This window comes from Gimesia chilikensis, from assembly GCF_007744075.1.
Classification (GTDB): domain Bacteria; phylum Planctomycetota; class Planctomycetia; order Planctomycetales; family Planctomycetaceae; genus Gimesia; species Gimesia chilikensis_A.
In genome coordinates this window covers 6,987,472-7,013,606 of record NZ_CP036266.1, presented here as the reverse complement: position 1 = coordinate 7,013,606, position 26,135 = coordinate 6,987,472, and the positions used below count along the sequence as shown (strand labels likewise).

21 protein-coding genes are annotated in these 26,135 nt (G+C 52.5%); 7 read left to right on the top strand and 14 right to left on the bottom strand.

The features are described 5' to 3' along the window. The first annotated feature begins 31 nt into the window (after positions 1–31). The 4 genes from HG66A1_RS26490 to HG66A1_RS26475 all read left to right on the top strand — a co-directional run bounded on the left by HG66A1_RS26490 (position 32) and on the right by HG66A1_RS26475 (position 12,154). Positions 32–1,912 carry an AAA family ATPase gene (locus HG66A1_RS26490; RefSeq protein WP_145191354.1) on the top strand — a complete coding sequence of 627 codons (1,881 nt, stop codon included), beginning with the start codon at positions 32–34 and terminating at the stop codon, positions 1,910–1,912. Between the two features lie 879 nt (positions 1,913–2,791). Then, the gene (locus HG66A1_RS26485; RefSeq protein WP_145191351.1) at positions 2,792–11,185 is read left to right on the top strand and encodes an RHS repeat-associated core domain-containing protein; all 8,394 of its coding nucleotides are present in this window, start codon (positions 2,792–2,794) and stop codon (positions 11,183–11,185) included. A gap of 6 nt (positions 11,186–11,191) precedes the next feature. Then, entirely contained in the window at positions 11,192–11,659 is a 468-nt protein-coding gene (locus HG66A1_RS26480) for a hypothetical protein (protein WP_145191349.1), read from the top strand. 303 nt (positions 11,660–11,962) lie between these two features. Next, positions 11,963–12,154 (top strand): hypothetical protein, encoded by a 192-nt coding sequence (locus HG66A1_RS26475; protein ID WP_145191347.1) that lies wholly within the window; start codon positions 11,963–11,965, stop codon positions 12,152–12,154. Positions 12,155–12,442: 288 nt separating this feature from the next. Here HG66A1_RS26475 and HG66A1_RS26470 read toward each other — a convergent pair whose 3' ends face one another. The 11 genes from HG66A1_RS26470 to HG66A1_RS32700 form a co-directional block, all read right to left on the bottom strand. Beyond that, a complete protein-coding gene (locus HG66A1_RS26470; RefSeq protein ID WP_232106681.1) occupies positions 12,443–13,102 on the bottom strand; it encodes a HesA/MoeB/ThiF family protein in 660 nt (219 codons plus the stop codon). Then, positions 13,099–13,659 carry a hypothetical protein gene (locus HG66A1_RS26465; RefSeq protein WP_197996824.1) on the bottom strand — a complete coding sequence of 187 codons (561 nt, stop codon included), beginning with the start codon at positions 13,657–13,659 and terminating at the stop codon, positions 13,099–13,101. Before HG66A1_RS26465 ends, HG66A1_RS26470 begins: the two co-directional genes overlap by 4 nt. Before the next feature lie 19 nt (positions 13,660–13,678). After that, positions 13,679–14,695: a hypothetical protein gene (locus HG66A1_RS26460; protein ID WP_145191345.1), complete on the bottom strand. Its 1,017-nt coding sequence runs from the start codon at positions 14,693–14,695 to the stop codon at positions 13,679–13,681. A gap of 94 nt (positions 14,696–14,789) precedes the next feature. Further along, the gene (locus tag HG66A1_RS26455; protein ID WP_145191343.1) at positions 14,790–15,014 is read right to left on the bottom strand and encodes a MoaD/ThiS family protein; all 225 of its coding nucleotides are present in this window, start codon (positions 15,012–15,014) and stop codon (positions 14,790–14,792) included. A gap of 205 nt (positions 15,015–15,219) precedes the next feature. Next, a complete protein-coding gene (locus HG66A1_RS26450) occupies positions 15,220–15,435 on the bottom strand; it encodes a hypothetical protein (RefSeq protein WP_145191341.1) in 216 nt (71 codons plus the stop codon). A gap of 96 nt (positions 15,436–15,531) precedes the next feature. Then, positions 15,532–15,777, bottom strand: a complete 246-nt coding sequence (locus HG66A1_RS26445; protein ID WP_145191339.1) for a hypothetical protein — start codon at positions 15,775–15,777, stop codon at positions 15,532–15,534. Between the two features lie 9 nt (positions 15,778–15,786). After that, complete coding sequence (locus HG66A1_RS26440; RefSeq protein WP_232106680.1) at positions 15,787–16,722, bottom strand: hypothetical protein; 936 nt, start codon at positions 16,720–16,722, stop codon at positions 15,787–15,789. 32 nt (positions 16,723–16,754) lie between these two features. Continuing rightward, positions 16,755–18,251 carry an AAA family ATPase gene (locus HG66A1_RS26435; protein WP_145191337.1) on the bottom strand — a complete coding sequence of 499 codons (1,497 nt, stop codon included), beginning with the start codon at positions 18,249–18,251 and terminating at the stop codon, positions 16,755–16,757. A 44-nt stretch (positions 18,252–18,295) separates the two neighbouring features. After that, positions 18,296–18,901: a hypothetical protein gene (locus tag HG66A1_RS26430; protein WP_197996823.1), complete on the bottom strand. Its 606-nt coding sequence runs from the start codon at positions 18,899–18,901 to the stop codon at positions 18,296–18,298. A gap of 59 nt (positions 18,902–18,960) precedes the next feature. Then, positions 18,961–19,155, bottom strand: a complete 195-nt coding sequence (locus tag HG66A1_RS26425) for a DUF2997 domain-containing protein (RefSeq protein WP_145191335.1) — start codon at positions 19,153–19,155, stop codon at positions 18,961–18,963. Then, positions 19,152–19,286, bottom strand: a complete 135-nt coding sequence (locus HG66A1_RS32700; RefSeq protein WP_261344696.1) for a hypothetical protein — start codon at positions 19,284–19,286, stop codon at positions 19,152–19,154. The genes HG66A1_RS26425 and HG66A1_RS32700 overlap by 4 nt, the downstream gene beginning before the upstream one ends. A 285-nt stretch (positions 19,287–19,571) precedes the next feature. On the opposite strand from HG66A1_RS32700, the gene HG66A1_RS26420 reads away from it, so the two are divergent. Further along, complete coding sequence (locus HG66A1_RS26420) at positions 19,572–21,683, top strand: recombinase family protein (RefSeq protein ID WP_197996821.1); 2,112 nt, start codon at positions 19,572–19,574, stop codon at positions 21,681–21,683. Positions 21,684–21,697: 14 nt separating this feature from the next. Here the strand turns inward: HG66A1_RS26420 and HG66A1_RS26415 are convergent, their stop codons facing one another. The 3 genes from HG66A1_RS26415 to HG66A1_RS26405 form a co-directional block, all read right to left on the bottom strand. Continuing rightward, positions 21,698–22,060: a DUF1257 domain-containing protein gene (locus HG66A1_RS26415; RefSeq protein WP_145191333.1), complete on the bottom strand. Its 363-nt coding sequence runs from the start codon at positions 22,058–22,060 to the stop codon at positions 21,698–21,700. 123 nt (positions 22,061–22,183) lie between these two features. Then, on the bottom strand, positions 22,184–22,495 hold the full coding sequence (locus HG66A1_RS26410) for a DUF1257 domain-containing protein (RefSeq protein ID WP_145191331.1): 312 nt from the start codon (positions 22,493–22,495) through the stop codon (positions 22,184–22,186). Between the two features lies 1 nt (position 22,496). Continuing rightward, positions 22,497–23,069, bottom strand: coding sequence for a hypothetical protein (locus HG66A1_RS26405; protein ID WP_145191329.1), 573 nt, complete (start codon positions 23,067–23,069; stop codon positions 22,497–22,499). A gap of 481 nt (positions 23,070–23,550) precedes the next feature. Between HG66A1_RS26405 and HG66A1_RS26400 the strand changes: the two genes are divergently transcribed. Continuing rightward, positions 23,551–24,420, top strand: a complete 870-nt coding sequence (locus tag HG66A1_RS26400) for a tyrosine-type recombinase/integrase (RefSeq protein ID WP_145188130.1) — start codon at positions 23,551–23,553, stop codon at positions 24,418–24,420. Next, positions 24,417–25,640 (top strand): IS91 family transposase, encoded by a 1,224-nt coding sequence (locus HG66A1_RS26395; RefSeq protein WP_145188128.1) that lies wholly within the window; start codon positions 24,417–24,419, stop codon positions 25,638–25,640. The genes HG66A1_RS26400 and HG66A1_RS26395 overlap by 4 nt, the downstream gene beginning before the upstream one ends. The last annotated feature ends 495 nt before the right edge of the window (positions 25,641–26,135 follow it).

The following is a 26,135-nucleotide window of genomic DNA, read 5'->3' as shown; positions in this document are numbered from 1 at the left end:
TAATAAATCACTCATAAAGGTATATTCAGCGATGGAACATTCACCCACACAAGAGTATGCATTAGATCAAAGCCACGAAATGATACAGCATCTGGCGTCACTTTTGCCGGTGGTAGACTTATCTGAGTGGGCTGAAAATGGTTCCGATTTGCTGAGCCATGGTCTAATTGACGATCAGCGTACTTCAGATGCAATTGAAAAAATTCTGAGAACCTTATATGTCCCAGGGAAACATGTTCTCATTACGGGCGATAAGGGGGTTGGAAAGACTTCCTTGATTCGCTCTCTGGTGTTGAAAAATTCTCAGGGAGTATCACCGTTTTTGAAGGATATGCGATTTCTCTGGGTGGATTGTAATAATGTCGGTCCGGAAGACAGCAGAGCGTGTTTGGAAACAATATTTTCCATTGTCTCAAAGCTGGATCGACTTGTACTTTGCCTGGACGGAATCAGTGCTCTATTGCGACGATCCCACGGGGGTTCAAACAAACCCTTGATGCGGTCCATGATCAGCCGCCCCAACCTGCGCGTGATTGGTGTCATGTCCAGTTGGGAATTTAATGATCTGATTAGTAGTGACGCGCAAATGCTGGAAAGTTTTGCCCGAGTTAATCTGGAAGAGCCTTCTGAAGAGTTCGCGAAAATAGTTGCTGAGCGACAGGTTGATATTCTGAAGAGCTTGTATGGATTTAACATTCATGAAGATGTTGCTGAACGGGTTGTTGCTTTGACGTCAACTTTTATTCTCAATGAATGTCACCCGGCAAAATCAGTCAACTTATTGAAACAGATATGCGCGAACGCTGACTTCGATCGCACTCAGTTGAATCTCTCTCACGAAGAAGTTCGAAAAGAGGATGTGGTCGTAGCGATCTCTGAAAAAACTGGTATTCCCCCTGAGACCGTTTCTGGCGATTCTCCTTCAGATGGTTTCGAAGAACCATTGCTCGACGCTGTCGTTGGCCAGGATGAATCAGTGCAGATGGCCGCCAATGAGCTGAACTTGATCAAAGCCGGATTGAATGAACCAGGAAAACCAGCATCCGTACTGCTGTTTGCAGGAATGACGGGGGTAGGAAAAACAGAACTGGCTAAACGGATTGCCGAGTTATATTCTTCTTCCCGACGGCTTCAGGTTTATGCCATGGGTAATTATACAGAACCGCATAGCGTCTCCGGGATAATCGGAGTACCTCCAGGCTATGTCGGACACGAAGAAGGAGGGCGATTGGTCAATGAATTGAACTCGGATCCTTACTCAGTATTTCTACTTGATGAAGCGGAGAAGTGTCACCCAAACATCTGGAAGCCTTTCCTCAACCTTTTTGATGAAGGGTGGCTGGTTGACCAACGTGGACAGAAAGCATACGCGGATCGAGCCATCTTTATTTTGACTACGAATGCCGGCGATAGACAAATCTCACAGATGGCTAAAAGTGGAACTCCCACAGAAGAGATCGCGGAACGTGTTAAACAGGTTTTGTCAAAAGTAAGGCACGAACGTTCCAGCCAACCGGTATTTCCACCTCAATTTCTATCTCGCATCAAGCGTATCATGATCTTCAACCCGCTTGATGAAGATGCCATGACCGGTGTCTCAGAATGTAGGCTCCAGTCGATGAGTAAACTCTGGCTAATCAAGCGTCAGAAACAGATCGAATGGGAACCAGAGGTCGCCAGATTCATTGGCCAGAAAGGGCATCAGCAGAACGAGGCATCGAATGGACGTGAAGGGGGGCGAATCATCAGCAGGCTCATCTCTGATTATGTTGAATCAAAAATCCAGGAACAAGCTCAACGGGATCCTGATGCTTATAGTGCGGCACAGGTAATCAGGATTCGAGTAGATGGCGACTTAAATGATGTTGAGAATGTATCCTTAAGAATTCAGTTTGAACCTTCAATAATATAGTCGAAGTCTCAATTTATACTTTAGGTGATACTTTGAGTTCAGCCAAAGTACTTTTCGCACTCAGTCATAAAATGTTACCAAGTTCGAAACAGGCTCAGATTAATCAAATGCCGAATTAATCGTAGGTTCAGTATTGTATTTTCACAGCACTACAGTACTATACATTGGAATTGGTCGACATGTGAATGCGTTGTATTTCCGTTAATTCAAACAATCAACCGATTCAATACTAAGGGTTCGTTAGTGCATATCTTGTATGGGTAGCTTAGTCAGTTTCTTTTTTAATCTATATGTTTCTGGGGCCTCTCAGATTAAAAATACTGATCCATTTCGTCTTAAGTTATGTATCATAAATGTGATACATTCAATTTGACTCTTGCTGATGTATGAGCATTCGCGCACAGTTAGATGTTGATCCAGGTATTTCGTCTACTTGCCGTCTAGATTGAAATCTCCCACGCAAGTTCTAAGGTGTCAGACTCGAATCCTCGAAGAGAAGACTATTCTTTCCTGTGTTGTACAGGTAGGTGGAGGTCTCGTGGGAGCAGTGAAATGGAATTGGGCCGTGGGCATCACAACCGCTTCACGTAGAATTCCTACTATGGGTCAATGCCTTTCAGGAATGGCTCAAATTTGCTGGGAAAGCCCTAGACCATTCATGGAGCCGGGCAACACTTCTTCTTCTCCCTCATTGTTTGAAGTCGCCGCCACGCGCCGGGCAAGCACCATGGGGGCCTTCCCTTCTTGGTATCTGGGCATAAGTGAATTGTATCTGCGTGTGCACCATGCAGGCGCCTATCTCATCTCAGAATCATGTTTACATTTCAGATCCTATTTGATGACTTCTTTTTCCAGTATCAATTGAAAGCCTGAACTCTGATGGATAACAAGCATTCTCTCAGCAATCGGTCCCAGGATGACAATAGAAAACGCCGAATTATTGAATCCAAAACACAGTCGTCTGAAACGATTGAGGAATTTGATTCCCAGTCCGGTCGACTCGTGAAACGCACGGTTCGCTCAAAATCCAAAGACGCCCGAATTCTGGAAAATTACGATTCAGAAAATCAAGTCATCAGTACGCAACCCTCGTCTGTCAGACCACAGCCGTCGCGCATCACAGAGAGCCTTACACCGAACTGGTTTCGTCTGGTTCCCGGCCAACTCACTGTATCTGTCTTTGATATCGAAGACGAAATCCCGCTGGAACTTGAAGAATTTGCTGGCGATTATATTCTTTCCTGTGTCTCTCGCGAATCTGAGCTGGTGTGCTGGCGATATCGTTTTCCAGCGCATCAAGGGCTATCCATGCTCACTCTTGATGCCACGCCGCATAATGGCGGTCTCAGGGTAAGAGTTGGTTTCCAGGGGGTTAAGCCGGGGCCAGTCTGGTCTGGCTTTGCACAACCGGATCTGGGGGCTCCCTGCGTATTGCAGCTCGAATCCTTCACAGACGCAGGTACAGCACCAGAACCATATTGGCCAAAGTCGATTACAGTTACCGCACGCATGGATGACCCGGTCTCATCTCCAGACACGACAGGCAGTAGTTCAACACCTGGCCGATTTCTTATTTCTCCAAATCCGACTCCAGCCGAACTGGCCGTCATGGCCTTTAACGCGGGTCCGGGTGGCTCGGGTTCCAGCAGCAGCTCCGAGACCACTGACTTATCCAGTGGTAGCGATCTTTCCAGTGACAGTAGTGACCTGTCGAGCGACAGCAGCCAGAGTTCCGAATCCAGTTCCAGCAGCTCCTGCGGTTCTCCACCCGACCCTGCTACAGTAACAGTTCTACCTGTAAACGAGGAAGTAGAATACAAGTTCCAGGTGGAATCTGAATGCAACCGGACCATTTTTTATATTCCTGCCGGAGGTTCAATCGACCTGCAGCTGCTGGTTGAGTGCGAGATTCCTTCCACTGAAATCTGCGAGCATATCGTCTGGACATCCCCCAATTCTGAAGGAGCCGTTAGCGGAGACCACTGTGTTGGTACGGTGAGCCAGGTGGGAAATACCCCTTATGCGATAGTGCAGGCACTCTGGTGCAGCCTTTCCGGTCCCGAACTCTGGTCCGGTGTGGTCTTTTTCGTCGACGTTCCCGCAGACCAGTGTCCCACGGGAAATTGTCCTCTGCCGGGGGCTTCCACGAATGGTGGTTCTGGTGCACTGACCAGCGGTGAGGAAGCTGTCGGGGGGACCAATCCCGGTTTCAACGGCGGCATGAACGGCGCCGGCTCTGGTGGCGGAGGGCTGGGAAACGCTGGTGGCGGGTTTACGGGAATGGACTCAGGGAACTGGGCCAACAACATGATGAATGGCATCCTGTCGGCCGGACCGGGGCAGTTGAATTCCGTGGGCCAGATGAATGTCTCTCTGTCGTCAGCTCCCGCCAACCCGATCGGTTCGATAATGAACATGTCGGTTAATACCCGGATCCATACTACGGGTTCCACTGGTTTTGGCACGGCAACTTCCGTCAACCGCAAACTCTTCATCAGCAAAGGCGGTACGGGGACCGTCCCCGTCATGGCTGATCGCGGTGTCGGCATGAAGTACATCAGCTCGGGCGGCGGCAGCTATACAACACCTCCAGGCAGTGCTACTTACCTGACGACTGCAGGCAGTGGTTTCAAAGAAGTCGACTCCCTCTCCAATACGAACTGGGAATACGACAGCAGTGGCACATTGACGAAGATCATTCGAGGGGGACAACCCTGGAATGTGACTCAGACCGCAGTGAATCATATTCAGGTCCCCTCGAAATTTATCAGTTCTACCGGAAAGTCAGTCGACCTCTCCTACACCACGATTCAGGGCAATCCTGCCATCTCAAGCTATACTGATCCCTCGGGACGCCCCTACAGCTTCGGCTACAGCGACGAGAATCTGGCCAGCTATACGGCCCCCGGCCAGCCGACACTTTCCTTCGGCTATAGTGAACCGGACTCAGGCTCCGGCTACGTGCGGAACATTTCCAGTCTTTCGTTACCAGGGGGACGCGATTATCAGTATTCTTACGACGGTGATAACCGTGTCACCCGGATGATCGATCCCGCGGGCGCCATCACCACTTACACCTATTCCGGTTCGCAGCAGATTGTCACCGACGCTGAAAATCGAGTGACCACGATCACCCGGGATGCCAACGGTGACGTCACCTCCATCGTCCGCGGCGGGAAAACTTTTTCCTACACCTGGTCCGATCGCATGTTGACCAGTATGCAGAATCCCGGTTCAGGCAGTACCGTTTCCTATGGCTATCGAACCACCTCTCAGGGGGTTAAACAGATCAGTTCGGTCACAAACGGAGCCGGTCAGTCTTATCAATACTCGTTCGACGCCAACGATCGCGTGAAAACGGTTGTTCTGCCGAACGGAGACCGGTCGACCATGCTCTGGGACAGCAACGGTCAGCGGACCGGCGTGCAGTCTCCTGATGGCACGCAGGTTTCGATCACCTATAACAGTACCGGCCTGCCCACGGCCGCCACGAACCAGCTGGGCCAGACGTCCACCAGCAAGTATGACACCAGCGGGAACCGGATTGCGACGACACTCCCCTCGGGCAGCACCACATCTTACACTTTCGACAACTACGATCAGCTCAAGTCGGTCGTTTCCCCCCTCGGTCTGCGGACCACCTACACGCGCGACCTGGCCGGCCGGGTTCTCTCGGAGACCAACGGCCTCAACCAGACCACCAATTATTCCTATAACTCCAATGGGCAGTTGCAGACCACCTCGGATCCGCTGAGTAATACCACGGTCAACAGCTACGACATCGTCGGGCGTCTGGAGTCCGTTCGCACGCCACTGGGGAACAAAACCACCTATGTCTATGACCTGGTCGGCAATCGCGTGAAGACCATCAATGCCCTGGGCTATGTCACGACCGTCGTTTACGATGACCTCGATCAACCGGTGCAGCAGATTACCCCCTCCGGTGCCACTTACGAAAGTGTCTTCAACGACGATGGCTTCAATACCGTCAACATCAATCCCCTCGGCTATCGCACCACCACCGTCTATGACGGCAGCGGCCGCACACTGGTCACCATTGATGCCGGTGGCAACCGGACCAGTTATACCTACGACACGAACGGTAACCCAACCGGCACAGAAAACCCGGACGGCGAGTCCAGCACCTCCACCTATAATGAGCTCAATCAGCTGACGCGAACGACCGACGCGCTGGGCAACATCACCACCTATCTCTACGACAGCCTCCGCCAGCGAGTTGCTACCGTCGATCCTCTGGGACATCGCACCACAAGCGTCTATAATGCGGACGGGCTGCTCCAGGCCACGATCAACCCACTCGGTTATCGGACTACGACCGTTTATGACGCCAACGGCCGCGGTGTTGCCAGCATCAATCCGCTCGGCTACCGCACCAGCAGTGTGTACGACGCCGCCTCCCGAATGATCGCCAGCATCGATCCGCTGACTAACCGCACGACTACGGTCTATGATGCCGCGGGCCGCACGATTGCCAGCGTCAACGGCCTGGCACAGCGGACCACGACCACCTATGACGCCGACGGGCAGGTGACTGAAACCACCAATGGCGCCAACGAATCGACCCGGTACCGCTACAACGCCCTGGGGCAGCAGACGGTGGCCATCGATCCGTTGGGCAACCGCACGACCACCGTTTACGATTCGGAAGGTCGGGCCGAGGCCACAATCAATCCGCTGGGCGACCGCACGACGACCGTCTACGATCTGGCAGGCCGCGCCGTCGCCAGCATCGATCCATTGGGCCATCGGACCACGACCACCTACGACAGCCGCGACCTCGCCATCGCCACCACTGACCCGCTGGGGAACATCACCAGTTACACCTACGATGCCGCCAGTCGACGGATCACTGAAATCAACCCGCTGGGCGAAGTGACGACCACCGTTTACGACGACCTGGGCCGCGCTGTAGAAACCATCAACGCTCTCAATCAGAGTACGATCACCGTTTATGATGCTGACGGCCGATCCATCGCCACCATCGATGCGTTGAACCAGCGCACCACCACTGTCTTTGACGCCAACAATCAGGCCGTCGCCAGTATCGACGCCCTCGATCAGCGGACCACCAGCGTCTACGATGCTGCGGGCCGCGTTACCACCGTTACCGATCCGCTCGGTGACAGCATCCAGAACATCTACGACGACGCCTCCCGGCTGATCGCCACCATCGATCCCCTCGGCTACCGGACGACTACCGTCTACGATGCCGCCAGCCGCCCCATCGCCGTCAGAGACGCCCAAAACAATCTCACCACCACCGTCTACGACGCCGCCGGTCGGGAAATTGCAACCATCGACGCTCTCAATGGCCGCACGACCAGCGTCTATGATGCCGCGTCCCGATTGATCGCCACCATCGATCCGCTAGGACGACGCACAACTTCTGTTTACGATGCCGCAGGGCAGGTGATTGAAACCATCAATCCGGAAACCGAGGTGACGACGACCGTTTACGATTCTGCAGGACGACAGACAGAGAGTGTGAATCCACTTGGCAATGTGACCACTACGGTTTATGACGATGCTGACAGAGTCATTGCCAGTATCGATCCCCTGGGGCACCGAATTTCCAGTGTCTATGATAAAGCAAGCCAGGTCATTGCTGAAATCAATCCATTGGGAGATCGAACCACTACTGTTTATGACGCAGTAGGACGCGAACAGTCCATGATTGATGCGGAGAATCAACGGACCACTTACCAGTACGATGCGGTGGGGCAGCAGGTTCAAATGGAAGATCCGCTGCAGAGGATTTCTACGACCGTCTATGATGCCAATGGGCAGGTGGTGAGACAGATTGATGCCCTGAATGGTGTGACAACTGCGGTTTATGATGCCGCCGGTCGTCAGATCGCCTCAATCAACCCGTTGGGCGAACGGACCACTACCATTTATAATGCCAACAGCTGGGTTACCGCCACGGTGGATGCCCTGAATGAGCGGACCACGTTCCAATATGATGAACTCGGTCAGCAGACGGTTTCCATCGACCCGCTGGTATATCGTACCTCGACAACCTACGATGCTCTGGGACGGGATATCCGCATAACGAATGCCCGGTCCTTTATGACAACCACCATTTATGATGCCGCTTCCCAACCGGTCATTTCCATCGATGCGATCGCCGGCCGAACCACGACTACTTTTGATCTGGCAGGGCGAGTCATCCGAACCGCTGATCCTCTCAATCAGATTTCCACGAACGTCTACGATGCCGCCGGCCAGACGATTGCCAGCATCAATCCGTTGGGGGATCGTACCACAACCGTTTATGATGCCGCTTCGCGTATTCAAAACGTCGAAAATGCAGAAGGGGACGTGACTACGACGATCTACGACCCGGCCAATCAAACGATTGCCAGTATCGATCCTCTGGGGTTAAGGACCAGCTTCGCTTACGATGCCGTCGGTCGTCAGATTACAGTGATCGATGCCAATAATCGCACGACGACGGCCGTTTATAATGCGGTTGGAGAACAGACTGCCAGCGTCAATGCACTGGGAGACCGTACAACCAGTGTTTACGATGCCTTGGGCCGCCAGACAGCAGTGGTGGATGCGAACGTGCATCGCCTCAGTTACATTTATGATGCCGTGGGTAACACGCTGGTAGAAATCGATCCGCTCAATCGGCGTACCAGTTTTGCCTATGATGCGAACAACCAGCAAACTTTACGTATCGATGCCCGTTCCTATCCCACGACATACACTTACGATGCCGACGGTCGGATGACGGTCCGTCAGTACCCGGATAACACACGGACCACCTGGAGCTACAACGCGCTGGGAAGTATTCTCGATATCGCGACTCAGCAGGGGAATCATACCCGCAGCTTTGACGCATTGGAACGGACAGTCCGTTATACCAATGCGGACAATTTGTCGATCACATTTGTGTGGGATGCTGTCAGTCAGCGTCAGACCATGACAGACCCGGACGGGGGCGTAACGACCTACACTTACGATTCTGCAGGACGGCTGACAAAACTGGTCGATCCACAATCAGGCGTGACCACATTCTATTACGATACGGTCGGCCGTGAAACCGGAAAACATCTGGCGAACAGCACTGTTGCCACCATGGTCTACGATGCCAACGGCTGGATGCGGTCTGTACTGGATACGACGTCTTCAGGGACGACAATCACGGCCTTCAACTACAGTTACGATAATGTGGGCAACAAGCTGACCCGTACCGATGATACGGGGGAAATCACCACCTGGACGTACGATGGCATCGATCAGTTGATCTCAGAAAATATCGATACCACTATTACCACCTTCGCTTACGACCCGGTGGGCAACCGTCTGCAGAAAGAAACTGCAACGGGAGTCACCACATCAGTCTATGATGCCGCGAACGAACTGACCACCAGTGAAGAGACCAGCGGTGTCACCACTTACATTTATGACAATAACGGCAACCAGCGTTCTGTCGAAACACCGTTAAATGACATCACAACGAACAGCTGGGACTATGAAAACCGCCTGTCGCTGATCGAACTGCCGGACGACAGCTTGGTAACGTACATCTACGATCCAACGAACAAGCAGGATGAATACGTCGTCCAGAAACAGACGGATGCAGAGACGGTCAAATACATCTGGGACAACCAGAACATCCTGCAGGAATACGATGTCACTACCGAAGCCCAGTTCAACTACCAGCCCGAAGCCTACGGCAACCTGATCAGCCAGTATCGCGACGCGGAATCCAGCTTCTATCACTATGACGGAAACTATTCCGCCAGTGCACTAACCGACGCTTCCGAAGCGGAAACAGACGAATACAAATACTCGGCCTTCGGCGAAACGACCAGCAGCAGCGGGACGACGGTGAACCCCTTCACCTGGAAAGGGGAAATCGGCTACTACCAGGACGAAGACGGCCAGACTTTAATCCGCAACCGCCGCTACTCAACCGGCCAGGGAAGATTCCTCAGCGAAGACCCGCTTGGTTTAGACAGCGGAAACAGGAACTTCTACGCATATGTAGGTAATAACCCGATCAACGGTATTGATCCTTCTGGTCTCCAAGGTGCAACATTTGGTACAGGAAATATTGCAATGTCTGGAGATGGATATCAAGGGTCTTATGGTGCATCAGAAAGGGAAACGGCGCGATGTCATTATGGAGCTGAGTCAGATTTTCACTTATCTTCAGCTGATTTGTCTTTTTTCATCGAATTACGCCAATCCTGTGATGAGAGCATTCAACCTTGTTCCGACAAGAAATGCGAATTGAGTTCCCCTGTTGATAACGTTAACTCAGGTATGCTAGATAATTGGTTTTTGACTTTTATCAACACACATATCTATGAGTTTTCTGCCCCCTCGGACGTATTACCACCACGATACAGAAATGATGATGAGTTTCGTGAGGCATATGCTAAAAACTGCTCGTTAGAGGCCACATTAGTTTGGGAATCCAAGCAACGCGACTTACAGAATCAAATCGAATCTGGAATACTCAAAGTTGTACGTGCACCATTTCGGGTAAAGTTTCGGGACTATGTAAACGAAGGCCCTGACTGTCAAGTAATGGGTTATGACCCTTTTACAGGAAATCAGGACCCCCTAGACAACTACCCTATAGACACCTCGCCAGTAATTCGTGTTTTAGTTCCAGAAGTAAACGCGCTCTTAACTGGAACTGACATAGCGGGAAATCCTTCAAAAGGCGAAAACTATCTTGGTTTGTTCTTCCCAATGCGGAGGAATGGAATTGAAAGGCTGAGACAACAGGGGGGATGTATTGACCGATCTGTTTTTGGCGATGCAAAAAAAATTCCACTTGCCTCTGAATATGTGCCCTCAAACCAGATTGGGCGAAGTACTAATAGCCCATTATTTTATTCTGTACCTAATAAGAATGGAGGGCGAGTGTGGCTTTCAGTTGATTACATAAATCAAAATGACTTCGCAAAGCTTGTCAATCTCAAAAATGCTGGTGGGGAAATTACAATACTTACGGGTACACACGGAACAAAATTAGGTCAAATGGGTGGTGGGTTTAGCGACCTTGAGTTCTATCTGGAAGATATAGCAAGATGGGGGGCAAAATCTAAAATTAAAGTCGTTGATGTCACTAAATTAACACAATCAGAATTAAGTAAATATGTTAGTTCACCTGATCGAGTGATTTGTGGTTGGTGTTTTAGTGAGAGATCTACCAAAGTGCTAAAGGCACTTATGTATATTCCAGGTGTTGGTTTAGTGTGGGTTAATACTGCTTATTTTGAAAGGTAATTGGCAATGACTTATTTCGAGGACCTTTCTGTTTATACTTATTCTAACCAGTGGACATATAAGAAAATGTTAAACATTGGTTGGTTAGGCAGAGGCATTGATTTTACAAGTGGGGTAGTGGAACAAAAGTTTATCGATCGTTTATGGTTATTTTGTTTAACACCCGTCCCTCAAACTAGAGGATTCTATGAATGCCATCTTTGTAGCAATCCTGCAATTGGTCCACTTCTGTTTGAATATAATTCGCAGAAAATAAAACTGGGTAGATCTGAAATACGAGTAATTGGCAAGAATGGTATTGTGTATGCTGCTCCTAATCTGATTATGCATTATGTATGCGATCATCTTTATCAACCGCCAATTGAGTTTATTGAAGCAGTTCTTTCATCTGAATTGCCTTCATCTAACAGATATTATGACATATTGAGGGGCCTTGGTGTACAGAATTGGCATCCCCCCCTACAAGACGAATAATTCTAGGAAGACGATTTGATGATCTATTTCTCTCACAACTTCTCTGTTTGCTTGAAAAATCGCTACATAGCAGAATAGCTTTGCTTTCGGCACCGGAGCTCCGTAGCACAGTGAGCTATGCGGTCTGATAGAGTTGTAACTTACCTCCAGCATTCGATTAGCACGTCGGCTTCGCATAAGTTCCATGAACTTCTGTTTCCCAGGACCGTTTGTTGCAGAGAAGAAGTAACTGTCTAGGTCCTTTTCCACGGGGAACTGGGTCTGTTTGATTCTGCTGGCGTAGCAGAACAAAGATTTAAGGCAATGAGTAAACTCTGGTTAATCAAGCATCAAAAGTGGATTAAATGGGAACGAGAAATCGCTCGCTCAATTGGAAAGAAAGGACACCAGCAAAACGAAACTTCGAATGGTCGTGAAGGGGGACGTATCATTAGCAGACTTATTTCTGATTATATCGAGGTAAAAAATCCAGAACCAGGCTCAACTGGATCCTGAAGCTTATGACGTTACTCAAGTAATCATGATTCAAGCACAAGGTAATGCAAACGATGCCGAGGACTCCAGATTTGAAGTCCAGTTTCAATCAGTGGATAGTTAGATAGTTACGAATAAAATGGAATAGAGAAGACTAAAATCACAAGGGCTATTTCTTCGTTCTGACACAATAGATATTCTGAGTTTTTCTGATAGATAAAAAAATGGAAGCAGGCCACCAGCTAAGGTGGCCTGCCTGTTCTAGGTATTTTTTATTAACGACGATGGATAATATAGAATAGCAAGTGGTCAGCTAACTACAGTTTCGCCTGCCAATAGATTTAGAGAAATATCGCGATCTGAGGATATTCCACGCAGCCAGCGACAAAACTGATGCACCATCAGTCCCGCTGCGATGCTGGCTGCATACACAGTACTGCGTGAGGTACAGCTGCCCGCTTGAGCCTGGGATTGAGGAAAGAGTGTCTCTGAAAACTGGTCTATTCCAGATTCCTTTGTGGCAGTCAGCACTCGGATCGTTTCTCCCAGCATTCTGCCATCTGTCCAGAACGCACATTTTCTGCTGATGGATCGCCAGATCGCCGCACGGGCAGAGATCGAATCCACACAGCAGAAAACAGCCTCTCCTGTACTGATAGACGAACGAAACCGATCCGAAACTGTCTCCACTTGAACCGAATCATCGAGCTCCCGGATCGCCTGAGCTGTTGCTTCGACTTTAGCTGATCCCAGATCCTGTCTCCGATATCCCTGTGTCGTGATATTGGTCAATTCGACCAAATCAAAATCAACAAGCTGAATCCGCGGCGTCCCAATTGCCGCCAGTTGCAGGGCCACTTGCCGGCCGATGGCTCCCACACCAATGACTGTCACCGAAATCTGAGATAGTCTCTCTGTAGGCACAAGTCCACTCTGTCTCTGAAAACGATCGATCGTTGTATTTGTCACTTCAAGTCTCCTTCCCTATCAGGTTCATTGAAAAACCAGTCCGCATCCCAGTCAAAATCGTCGAACGCCGATAACGGCCTGCTGGGTTGGCGTTGTTCGGGATGCACGTTCGTTAAATATTCCCCTTCCCAGTTTTCGGGTTCACAACCGGGAAAGGGCTCTGAGTAATCCCGCCTGACCGGAATCTCGTATTCAAACGCGGGACCGGTATTCATCCGCAATCGCGCGTAGGATCGCCCCTGCCGCGCCAGGATGAACATCACGGCCCAGTCAGATCGACCAAAGACACGTTCAAAGGTCGCTTCATCAGTCGGGCTGGGCTCTGGACAGGCACCCGGGTGAGTATGGATCCAGATCCGACCAAACTGCTCCGGGCGGAGTCCTGCATCGACCTGATCATCAAAAAAATTCGCCACCGCTTCATCATCGAAGGCAACATGGACCATCGAGGAGGTCTGTTTTACCAGTTGCAGGTCCTGAACCAGCAGCAAATCTGTCGGGGAAGTGATTCCAAAGCCGCCGACCTCCGTATCGCCATAATCACGTAAAAACAGCAATTTGGCCCAGGCGGTCGGACTAAAGCGGAGCGCCGGCAGGGGGGACCGTCTCCGGCGATGTGGTTTCCTGATCCGGTTCGTACGTTTCTTCGTCTTCCTGTGTTTCACAGATCGGGCACCTTTCTTCATTATCGAGGCAATTTGAACAACAGCTGGAACCACAGAGTCCACACTCTTTCAGGCAGGATTCACAACAGTCATCACGGCAGATTTCACAGCGGGTCGAACAGTCGTGGCAAAATGAGGAACTACAGTCGGTACAGCTATTCGCACATTGCCGACACAAGCGGTTTTCGCAACTGGTGCAGTGAGTCTCCTCATCTGTGGTCACGACATCCGCACAATCACTGCATTCTGCACTGTGCCAGTCGCTGAGGGCGACATAGGGACTTTCCGGGTTGTAGGTGCGTAACAAACGGGACACCAGCACGAAAAAATCCAGCAGTCGTCCCTGTTCCAGGGCGCGTCTGATGGGCATTCGGGCGTCTCCTTCACAGACGTTGTCAGACTGCACGTGCGGATGCGTGACTGCATCATCGGTGATCGGCGGCTGTGGATCTTGAGCAAATACCTGGTAGTGAAAGGGCGAGTCTGAATTCATGTCTGCAAACTCCAGCCGAATCTCAAACGATCCCAGATAGACGTCTTCCAGCATAATTGACTCTGTGACGACTGAAATCGTCTTGTTCTTGAGGTCGATGTAATATTCATCAAACTCCTCTTCCAGTGCCAGCAGGTCTTCGTAGATAGTGTGTACCGCAGGTAAGGGTTTTTCAGCAGCAGCTGATTCCAGTTCCTGCTGTAACGACACCAGTTGCTGTGTCAGCTGAAACACCTCTGTGATCAGTTCCCGTTCCAGCTTTGCGGCCGCACGAAACCAACCTCGTTCCTGTGCCTGTTGTCGCATGCGGACCAACCGCAGACAGCTCAACCAGGCTACTTCCGGCAGAGCGATGTTTGTCTCACCTCCCAGTGAGCTGAGTTGTTGCTCAACGAGACTGGCCATCCGCCAGACCGTTTTCGGACTCTGTTTCATTATTCGTTTACTCCTTTTACATTAATAGAAGACAGGCTATCGGGACCGTGATCCCGACAGCCTGTCTTAGACAAAACATTACTGATAGGGACGACTAGCTTTTCGCACCCTCGATTTTTGTCGGAGTGATCGAAATCCGGTCCCCGTCCTGTAACGTCTGATCGGGAGGACACGGTTGGCGATTGACCCGGATCAGATAGTCCGAGGCGTTCACATCCGGCATGCGTTGTTCGAACAGTTGAGCGACCGTGGTTCCCGCGGCGACTTCAATGTAGTCCGCGAATCCGCCACCATCGTTGTTAATCAATAAAACTTTCATAGCATTCCTTTCTGGAATTGATTTGGAGAGGTATTAAAAAGAAGTAATGCTTTATCCAAGCGACTTTCGTTTGCGACGCCTTTTTCGACGTTGACTTTTAACGACGCGTCGTCCCCGTTGCCGCCCACTACGGAGCATCTGCAGTCGATTTGAGTGGAAGGGAGCATCTGCCTGACTGAGACAGTGAAATCCCTTGAGATCGGAATCACACCCATGAAGGAACATGATTCAATCCCTCTGTCTGTGGAGCCATTCGCTGGTTTTCCAGTTCGTCCCAATCGATGACCAGCGGTCCCGACGTTTCCGAATCCGGATCAACGGTTTCCTGGGGTTCCGCTAATAAAAAGCCCAGGCGTTTGACGGTGGCGATTGTCTCGCCGGTGGTCAGGGCGACAGCCCGATTCAAGTCTGACTGTTTCATCTGTTGTCTCCTAAAAACAAGGGTTCAATAAAAAAAGCCCCGGCCCTGCAGAAGCAACTCTGCAAGACCGGGGCACAGTGTGGGAAAATTACATGTTCAAGAGCTGGGAGAGAGCCAGTGCTGCTCCAGCCAGTCGATCTCTGACTGCAGGGCCGCACTCCGTTGAGCGAACGGCCCCAGCCGCGGACCCCGTACGGGGGACAGATCCACGATCCATTGCCCGGTAGCATTCGGTTCAACAAACGAGCCGCGTGAGATCTGCAGTCGACCGATGGTCGCCAGGTCAATGGCTTCCGCATAAATACAACGGACTTGCCCTTCAGCTGTGATGATGAGTTGCATGTGACCTCCTTACTTCGGAGTCCGCATGATCTGACGCCGCGGTCGATCCACCAGCAGACCATCCAGGGCAGCCTGGACACCCGATAGATCGGAGGCGACCTGCTGCCGGAGGGCATCCCGCTTTCTCAGCTCCTGGGGCTGAATCCCCTCCACAATGTTTTGACACTGAGAGACCAAGGCATCCAGTTGCTCGTTGGACCGCACATTCAACGACCGAAAGCGTTCAAAGAACTCGTGCAGGTTCCCGATGGCCGAATCCCGGAAGACCTTGGGACGGCCGTCGGCCTGTCCACTCAGGCGATCCGTCAGATGTGACACCAGTTTCGACAACTCATCCAGAAAAGCGTCTTCCGCCAACCGGACTGCCTCCTCGAACCGCGACTGCACGCGCTGACATTCCTGTTCGTAGAGTTCAGGGTTGAGCTGCCTTAGATAGTTCGGCGGTTCGATACTGGGGAATTCCCAGGTCACATCGAATAAACCCACCAGTGTCGCGGGATAATCGTCGTCATTGAATAGACTTCCCAGTCGCTCACGGGCCGCGGCTTTCATGGACAGATATTGTTCATCCAGTTCCGCGACCGCCTCGGCCAGTTCTTCCGTAAACCGATGCATCTGCTCTTGGAAGGCGGTTAGTGTATCCTGCCGCAATAAGCGGATTCCCGGTTCCGGGAAAGGGAGACTGACCGAGGTCCAGTATTTGCGTACCTGGTTGCGGACGGCACTCACGGCCCGGAAACGGGGATGTCCTGTATCCAGGAGCTTCTTACCAGCACTCAGGAACGCCCCTTCCGCCCCAAACGATTCAGCGGCCTGGGCCTTCTGGTCACGTGTGAGCGACTTCCGGGTACCGAACCATTCAAAACTGACCCGCGTGGCACACATCGTAGCTCTGAGACGGTCGATGGGATCGTGGTGAGTTTCCACTTCTTCTATCGTAGCCATAGTCATCATTTCTCCTTGATTCAAAGTCAGGTTTAGTTTCTGCGGGGATCACGGGAGAGTTTGCGCTGCGCTCGGCCTTCCGACCGCTCTCCGTGAACAAAGACGCCTGGCTGCTCTGCAGACAGGCAACGGTTGCTGGCCCAGCGTCTGAGTCGAGCCACTGATTCTGCGGCTGTGACGGCCACGGGCACCACGTTTTCAGCAGCCTGGGTTAACGGGACATCCAGCAGGGCTGCCAGGCGACAGCAAGCCCTGATTTCCGATCCGGTCCAATGCCGGTCTTCGGGCAACTTCTGCTCCTCTGTGAGTCCATACTGTTCCCGGTAGATGTTCCAGATCACCTGCTTCTGTGAATCTCCGGGCAGATCCAGAAAGAAGAGACCGTCAAAGCGTTCGGCACGGATCAGCTCGGGAGGAAGTTTTGAAATGTCGTTGGCAGTACAGACCACGAACACGTCTGAAGTATGGTCGTTCAGCCAGCTTAAAAGTGTCCCCAGCATGCGTGTGGAAACACCGCTGTCGGACTGTCCGGACGAGGTGGCCCCGCTCAGCCCCTTTTCGACCTCATCGATAAACAGGACGGCGGGCTGTATCGCATCAACGATGCGGAGCGCCCGTCTTGTTCGCTCCTCGGTCTGACCGACCAGCGCGCCCATCAGGGCTCCCACGTCGAGTGTCAGTGTGGCTCTTCCGGTCTCTTTTCCCAGTGCTTTGGCGAAGGCACTTTTCCCGGTCCCGGGAACTCCCAACAGCAGAACGCCCCGAGGACGAACATGGGATGATTCCTGTGATCTGGGACGCAGCGCACGCCGGCAAAAGGCTTTTAAAGATTCCAGGCCTCCCAGGTCATCAAATGATTCCGAGCCGCTGTGGAGCGTTAGCAGACCGCTTTTTAGCAGCGTCTGAGCCTTCAGCTCCAGCACGACGGAGACGTCGATGCGTCCGTGTCGTACCAGGGAGAGGCTGAAAGCACCCTCTGCCTCGTAGCGGGTCAGGCCGCAGGCAGCGTCTAGAACACGCTCCAGTTCCGTTCCTTCCGGTAGTTCGCCGGGTTCCGTGGCAATGCTGCGAGCGATCTCCTCCAGCTGGCTCCGGTCGGGGAGATCGTGTTCCAGACAGACGAACAGCTTTTCCAGTTCCGGGGGAATCTGGATCAGACTGGATAGAATGATCACAAAGGTTCGGGTTTGCTTTCCCAGACCGATCTGTTGCGTCAGTGCCTGGATGATTTCGGGAGAGTTAATAAAGCGGTGGAAATTCTTGAGGACGAGCAGCGTGGGCCGATCTGAATCGGCCTGGCTGTTGAGGCTGTGTATGGCTGCCAGGGGATCAGGGTACGACGCATCACTCTCTTCAATGGCTTGCGTTCCCTGTAGCCCCCGGTCAATATCCCAAGAGAGTAAGCCCCAGTCTTCACTGTGGCAGAGCCGGGTAATTTCCAACAACGCCTCGTCATGTTCGTGGCTCCGAATCCAGATCCCGGTAAAGCAGGCGCGTACGTTCTCCGCCAGTTGTTCGGTTAGTAACATAAGTGTTCCTCTTAGGTTGAAAGAAATAGGTGTGTGAAGTGTGCTTAAGCGGTCTCAGCCAGTTGACGGATCGTCTCCAGCCAGGAGATGATTTCTCCGTCCGGATCACGTTCCTGCAGCAGGGGGACCGTCATCTCCTCAACGGCACTGGTGTTGAGCCAGTGCTTGGCCCGATTCGTTAGTCGTACCTGAGCACGACGAGTGAGCCGTTGCCAGGCGGATTTTCCATGACTGCTCTCAAAAACTTGTTGTGCTGCCAGAGTTGCCACACAAGCATGGTCATCGAATTCCAGTGGAACATTAGTGATAACCTGAATCGAGTGGGGATGCAGATAGTTTTCCAGACTCCGTTTCTGCGTCAACATGCCGCGGCAACGAGAGCGTTGGTTGATCCTGTCGACGGTCTCCAGGCGTTGTTCCGTAACCGGTGACTGCTCGCGATCGTACAAATGAAACTCTGGCAGATTGAGTGGCGAAAGTCGTCTAATCCAAGCTTGAGGATGTCCACTGATCGGCAGGAAGATAAGTTCTCTATTACGTTCCATTGCGGCCAGATCAGGAAGTGTGGGCTGCTCGGCATGGAGCAGCGTCGAGATGCGTCTCAGGAACTTGATGTCGTGTGTCCCTTCGACGACCACCAGCACACGCACCCGTGAGGGGGCTTCGTCAATTCGTTCAGGTAATTCCTGTATGTGTTGTGAATTGAAAGCTAATTCTCCTGTTTGAGTTGGTTGGGGTGGTGTTGAATGGATTGGTGGTATTCGGCAGTCAGCTGTTCCGAGGAGACTTTTCCCAAAGCTCCTTCCAGAAACCGACTGGCATCCCGACAATGGGAACCGGAAAAGCCGCGGGTTTCGATCCGGGACTGCCCGTCGGTTGAAATGATGATTTCAATGGTTTTCACTGGCCCTCTCCGATCTGAATAGTGAGTTTGATGGAACCGTCGCTGAGCCGGTTTTCCAGGACGGAATGTCCCTTGCGGCGCGCTTCCAGACGACATTTCTCGAAAGCATCAGAATACACATAAAAAAACATCTATAGACTCCTTTTCTGAAATACCCATAATTGGGCCGTTTGAATTGTTGAAGCTGTCCCGATGGATCGAGCAGCGTTTTTCACTATTCTCAGGAGACCAGTCATGCTCACCCGAGATGCTGACGGGGACATTACCGCAGTCCCCCCCGCCCACAGTAAACCAGCAGTCAATCTGCCCATCGACGCTCTGGGATCAGATGCCGCCAGCGAAACAAAAGCGACTGATCGGTCGGCTCAGTCTGCTAATTCAAGAAAATCTGAACCAACCACAAGGAGGTCCGGACAATGAGTCACCCCGAACAGAATCTGCTGGCAGCTCGTGACAAAAAAATTAAGAGTCATCATCAGGAACGGCTGGCTGTTGTTTATGTACGACAATCCTCCGTCCATCAGGTCCAGCACCATCAGGAATCTACACAACTCCAGTATGGTCTGGTGGCCCAGGCTGAACGACTGGGATGGCCAACCGAGCGCATTCTGGTGATTGATGATGATCTGGGTTTTTCTGGGTCTTCGAGTGAAAAAAGGCTGGGCTTCCAGCGTTTACTCAGTGAGGTGGCATTGGGACATGTTGGTGTCATCCTGGGGGTTGAAATGTCTCGTTTAGCACGGAGTTGCAAAGACTGGTATCAGTTGCTGGAACTGTGTGCTCTGTTTGACACACTGATCTCTGACCTTGATGGACTATACGATCCGTCATCCTATAACGACCGACTCCTGCTGGGACTAAAGGGAACCATGTCCGAGGCCGAACTACACGTTCTGCGACAGCGAATGTGGCAAGGTGCTCTGCAAAAGGCACGTCGCGGTGAATTGTTAAGTAAAGGCCCCGTTGGTTATGTTCGCTCGGCTGACGAACTAGTTTTTGATCCCGATGAGCAGGCTCAGGGGGTTGTGCGAACTATATTCGATCAGTTCGAACGGTTAGGCACAATGCATGCCGTATTACGTCATCTGGTTGCTGAGGGGATTCGCATGCCAGTCCGACCATCCTCAGGCTCTAACAAAGGACAACTGGAATGGAGACGTCCCAACCAGGCAGCCATACAGAACATGCTTACTCATCCGGTTTATGCAGGAGCGTATGTGTTTGGTCGTAGTTGCCAAAGTCAGAAGAGAAAACAACAAAAACGTCCCAGCCGCTTATCACAGAACGAATGGTTGGTCTTATTAAGGGATCGATTTCCAGCCTATATTTCCTGGTCTCAATATGAAGAAAATCAGGAACGGCTGGAACAGAACCGGTCAATCATCTCCTCGCGTGGGAGTGTGCGGCAAGGTCGAGCATTATTGGCAGGGATGCTGGTGTGCGGACGCTGTGGATATCGATTGCGAACGCAGTACGGAGGAAGCAATTCCAGGCCCAGTTACCAGTGTTCCGCACGATCTTCGCTCTATGCTGATCCAGTCTGTCAAAGACTGAAAGCACAACCCTTGGATGATGAAGTGGTGAGACTGGCAATGCTGGCGCTTCAACCATCGGCTCTGGCTGTCAGCTGTCAAGTTGCCTCCGATTTCCATGAACAACGTGAAGCATCTCAAACATTATGGAGCCAGAAACTGGAGCGGGCTACTTACGAAGCAGAGCGTGCCGCGAGGCAGTATCATGCAGTCGAACCAGAGAATCGACTGGTAGCGAGAACACTGGAACTGGCCTGGGAAGAAAAGCTACGTTCCCAACGTGAACTGGAAGAACAATACGAGCGTTTTCTACAAGAGCAACCAAAGTCACTGAGCAACGAAGATCAGGAACGAATCAAGGGATTAGCAGCAAATGTTCCTGCCCTGTGGACCGCCGCCAGCACAACGGATGTGGACCGAAAAGAAATTCTCCGTGAGATCATTGACCATGTGGTCATTGACGTAGAAGGAAAAAGTGAGTGGGTGGAGGCACGAATCCATTGGGCCGGCGGTCACCAGACCTATACGCGTTTTCGGCGTCCTGTCGGACAACTCTCGAAACTCAGTACCGGAACACAACTAATGCAATACCTGAAAGAGCTGCTGGACTCAAAAATCTCTGCACCACAGATTGCCAACAAGTTGAATGAGGTAGGATTTCTGACTCCCAGGGGGTTGCCGTTTAACGAATCACGTGTGCGAATGCTAATGCTCCGTTACGGATTGAGGACGTGTAAAAAATCGTCATATCAAAATACTTCTCCGCTCGATGAAAATGAGTGGTACATCTCTGAAATAGCTCAGAAGCTTCAGGTGAAATATGGAAAAATCCATCAATGGATAAAGGATGGGAAAATAAACGCTCGCAAAGCTGATGATGGCCGCTGGATTATTACCGCAGACGAAGCGAAATGTCGGGAATTGACCGCACCTCCATCCCCCCGTAGGTATCCTGGTCTCAAAACAAAAAACACAAAGGGCGAGAACAAGACATGAGATCCGCAAGAAACTCAGGAATTTACTTGTACCTGAATCAGTATGCTACCGTCCTGTAGTGTCCGTTCATTGATGCAATGGCCTGCCTTTCTGGCCTCTAATTTAGCCTTCTCCACGCAGTAAATCTGGACGAATTTATTGAGATGAGCTTGATCTCCCCAACGGCCTTCATAGTTATCGTATTGAAGCTGGCCGGAGGCAAGCTGACAGACAACAGGATACCGCCAGCCGGGAAGCTCGACTGCCAATCCAGAAACTTCTCCATTAAAAAGTCGAACAGTACGTTGGGTTGGTGCAGGCAGCGATAGTCTGGAGCAGGCAGAGGATACCGCAACGGGATCACGAACTTCGGTCTGAATTTGAACAATATGGGACATGGTATTTGACTCTCCTTTATGGCGTGACTGGACGATATAAAATACATGAGTATGCAACCCATACTCGAACGCTGACTTGAATAGCTTAGGTAATGTAAAACCAGGCAATATTTTTATCATTTCTCAATTGAAACCATTGCATGGGGTGCACTGTGAATGACTTGACTTTTCCACGCAGTACGATTGCAGCAGACGATTGAGGTGAGTCGGCTCACCCCAGCGGCCTTCAAAGTTGTCGTAGCGGACCTGACCCTGGTCGACGTCGAAAACGACGGGATACCGCCAGTCGGGGAGACGGACCGCATAGCCGGAGACTTCCCCACTAAACAGCGGGACGGTTTCGTGAACGGGCTCTCCCAGTTTGAGTCGACGGCAGGCCAGGCCCAGGGCTTCTACGTCGCGGACCTCTGTTTTGATCGTGACTATGTGTGACATTTCATGTGCTCCTTTCTGTGGGATCATCAGGATCGGGGGGCTGCGGGAAATCCGTCAGCCGTGGTTTGTCCGGATTTGTGTTTGCAGGTGGCATCAGCCATGGTTCTGCTGAGACCAGGTCATCCAGTAGCAGCTCTGTCATTTGCTGATCGTTAGCGGGTTCGATTTTCTGCCTGAGCAGCAACCAGCAGATCAACAGGGGCAGCAGGCTAACGACCACCATGGTCACCCTGGTGATCGCCGCCGCAATGATCGGGTCACGATTTCTGCTGTCAGCAATTTCACGGCGTTCTGCCTCCAGCTGGTCCCGCTGGTATCCGATCTCGTTTCGCTCGGTCTGCATCTCGCGCTGCAGCGTGACCATCTCCTGCCGGGATCTGGCGTCTGCTTCGACCAGTTCCCGTGAACCGGAGGCAACTTCCTGCTGGAGTTCCGTCATGCGTTGGTTCTGCTCAGCCTGGCGCTCCAGCTGTCGTGTTGCCAGTTCGGCCACACGGCTGTTTTCGTCGGAACTACATCCGGCTCCGGTCAACAGGATCAGTGTTAGTGTGATTGGTAGAGTCGGTTTTTCCATGTGCCCTCCAGCGTTGAATCAGGTGTCTGAGAATTCCCTGCAGCGCCAGCCGCAACCGCCGTTCCTTGATGAATGAGACGACAGTCAGCAACAGGGCGACAGAGACGAACGTTAAAACCATGTATTCCAAGCAAGGCTCCTTTCTGTTGAGGATGTGTAAAAACAAAACGCCCCGCATATCTGTTCCATGCGGGGCGTTTTACTGACGACGAATTTGTTTTGGAGATCGACTACCATCGTACAATAGGTAATCTATCCCCTATGTATTGAACTAAACCGCTTCGCGGTAGGCCTGGGATCGGCAACTGTGATTGATCCCTCCGCTGAGGGCTCGTCCCACCGGACTGCAAAGTACACGTAGCACCCCGGTCCGTCTGTACGGACTGTTCCGAATATTCCGATTTGCGCTTCCGCCATTTGTGAGGCATAGTTTCAGTACCTTCCCGGTCTCTGAAATCTCTGTTTCACGAAAGGTCCAGTGATGACTCCACTGCGGCAGCGCATGATCGAGGACATGGAACTGCGGAACCTGTCCCCGAAAACGATCAAGCTTTACGTCAACAACGTGTCCCGCTTTGCCCGGCACTTCGGTAAAAGCCCGGAAGTCCTGGGACCGGAGGCCATCCGGACTTATCTGCTGTATCTGGTCCAGGACCGGCAAGTCGCCTGGGGAACCTACAATCAGGCACTGGCGGCACTGCGGTTTCTGTATCGGAATACACTTCAGCGCGGCGAGATCGTGCAGGACATTCGCTGCCCCCGGCCCGAACGGCATTTACCGGAAGTGCTGAGTCTTGACGAGGTCCGTCGCTTCTTTCAGGCGGTGCACTCCTTCAAGCACCGCACCATCCTGATGACGGCCTACGCGTCGGGATTGCGGATTTCCGAGGCAGTGCGTCTGCGGGTGTGCGACATTGACAGCCAGCGGATGGTGATCCGCATCGTGCAGGGCAAGGGAAACAAAGATCGCTATACACTGCTCTCACCCCTGTTGCTGCAAACGCTGCGGCACTACTGGTGGGCCGCCCGTCCGGCCGACTGGCTGTTTCTCGGTCCCTCACGGATCAAGCCGATCGCTGTGGGGTCGGTGCAACGGGTCTGCCGGGACGCCTGTAGTGAGGCCGGCCTGGACAAAGCCGTCACGCCACACATGCTGCGTCACAGTTTCGCCACGCATCTACTCGAAGCCGGCACGGAACTGCGGGTCATCCAGGAACTCCTGGGCCATGCCAGCCTGCGGACCACCTCGATCTACACGCACGTTTCCAAGCACCTGATCGGCGGCACCCGCAGTCCCCTGGAACTGCTCCATGAGCAAGACCAGCCAGACACGCCACAGGAGGACTCATGACGCGTCCCCGGTGGGAACTCGCTGACGTCGTGCGGCAGTACGGTGCGGAATACCTGAAGCGCTATCCCACGTCCGTTGCCCAGCGCCGCGTCATGCGGGCGTTGCAGAACTGCCGGACTGCGGTCCTGGGCGGGCATGTAGAAACGTGCCGCTCCTGCGACCATCGACAGATCAGTTACAATTCCTGCCGGAATCGCCACTGCCCCAAGTGTCAGGGGTCCGCCTGTGCGCAGTGGATGCAGCGCCGGGCGACCGAACTGTTGCCCGTGCCCTACTTCCACGTGGTGTTCACACTGCCGAACGTGCTGGTGGATCTGACACTTGCCAACCCGCGGCTGATGTACGGGATGCTGTTCCGCGCGGCCAGCCAGACGCTGCTGGAAGTCGCCGCCGATCCCAGGCACCTGGGGGCGGAAATCGGGTTTCTGGCCGTGCTGCATACCTGGGGACAGACCCTGATGCCGCATCCCCACCTGCATTGCGTGGTCCCTTCCGGCGGACTGGCGCCCGACCGCACACGCTGGGTCGCGGGACGGGCCGATTTCTTCCTGCCCGTGCGCGTACTCAGCCGGCTGTTTCGCGGCAAGTTTCTGGACCTGCTCAAGCAGACGTATGTCGCGGGAAAACTGGAATTCCCCGGGCGGCTGGCTTCCGTCGCCGATCCCCAGGGCTTCAAGCGTCTTCTCAACCAGTCCGTGCGGACCGAATGGGTCGTGTATGCCCGGCCGCCTTTCGGCGGCCCCGAGTCGGTACTGAAATACCTGGCACGCTACACGCACCGCGTGGCGATCTCGAACAGCCGGCTGTTGAACGTCGCAGACGGCCAGGTCACGTTCCGCTATAAAGACTACGCCCAAGGCAGTCGGAAGCGGACCATGACGCTCGCCGCCACGGAGTTTCTCCGCAGGTTCCTGCAGCATGTGCTTCCAGATGGGCTGATGCGGATTCGGCATTATGGCTTTCTGGCCAATCGCTTCCGGGCAGAGAAGATCGCGCTGTGCCGCGGACTGCTGGAAGGAGCGGGGCCTCTGAGCGAAAAACGTCCTCGGGCAGCGTCTCCGGTTCCCGGGGAATCGTCTGCCATCTGTCCCTCCTGCGGACAGGCCGCGCTCCAGAGGTCGCAGGAATTGCACTCCCGCTGGGAGCGACTTCCTGCTCCATATTTGGTTCGTGCCTCGCTTCCGGCTTCCGAACTCTGGGAGGTCTGTGATACCTCATGAGTCTTCTGCAAGAGAACCGGCCCCTCGTTTTGATCTCCCTTTATAGAGTGTTCCGGTCGGGGTCTGCGCCGGTGACGGATTCCGCCTCCGGGACGCCCCGCACAACCGTCTTGGCAATTACAACCCGCCACAGCGGCCTGCCTCGACACTTGAGCGAACGATCCCGTCGGACAATTATGCCCGCAATCGCAGAGAAAACAGAACGCTGTTTTCACCCTGCGGGCATTCAATCCCCATAGTCGAAAACGCCCCTGCGGTTCAGTCCAATAGATCATATGCAGCGTGTTGAGCACCCCGAAAAACCGCTCCACCTGAATGCTAACACGCTGCATATAATCCTACTTATTATGACGCCTTTTTCGCCATTATTTATCTCTCGGATGCTTCCTGCTGTTGCTGTAGCCTGAGTTCTTTCACAACTGATTGAGCAATAAGTCTGATTAATTGATCGAGAGCGTTCTGAACCTCATCGAACGTCGGTGGTTCAGTCGGGTT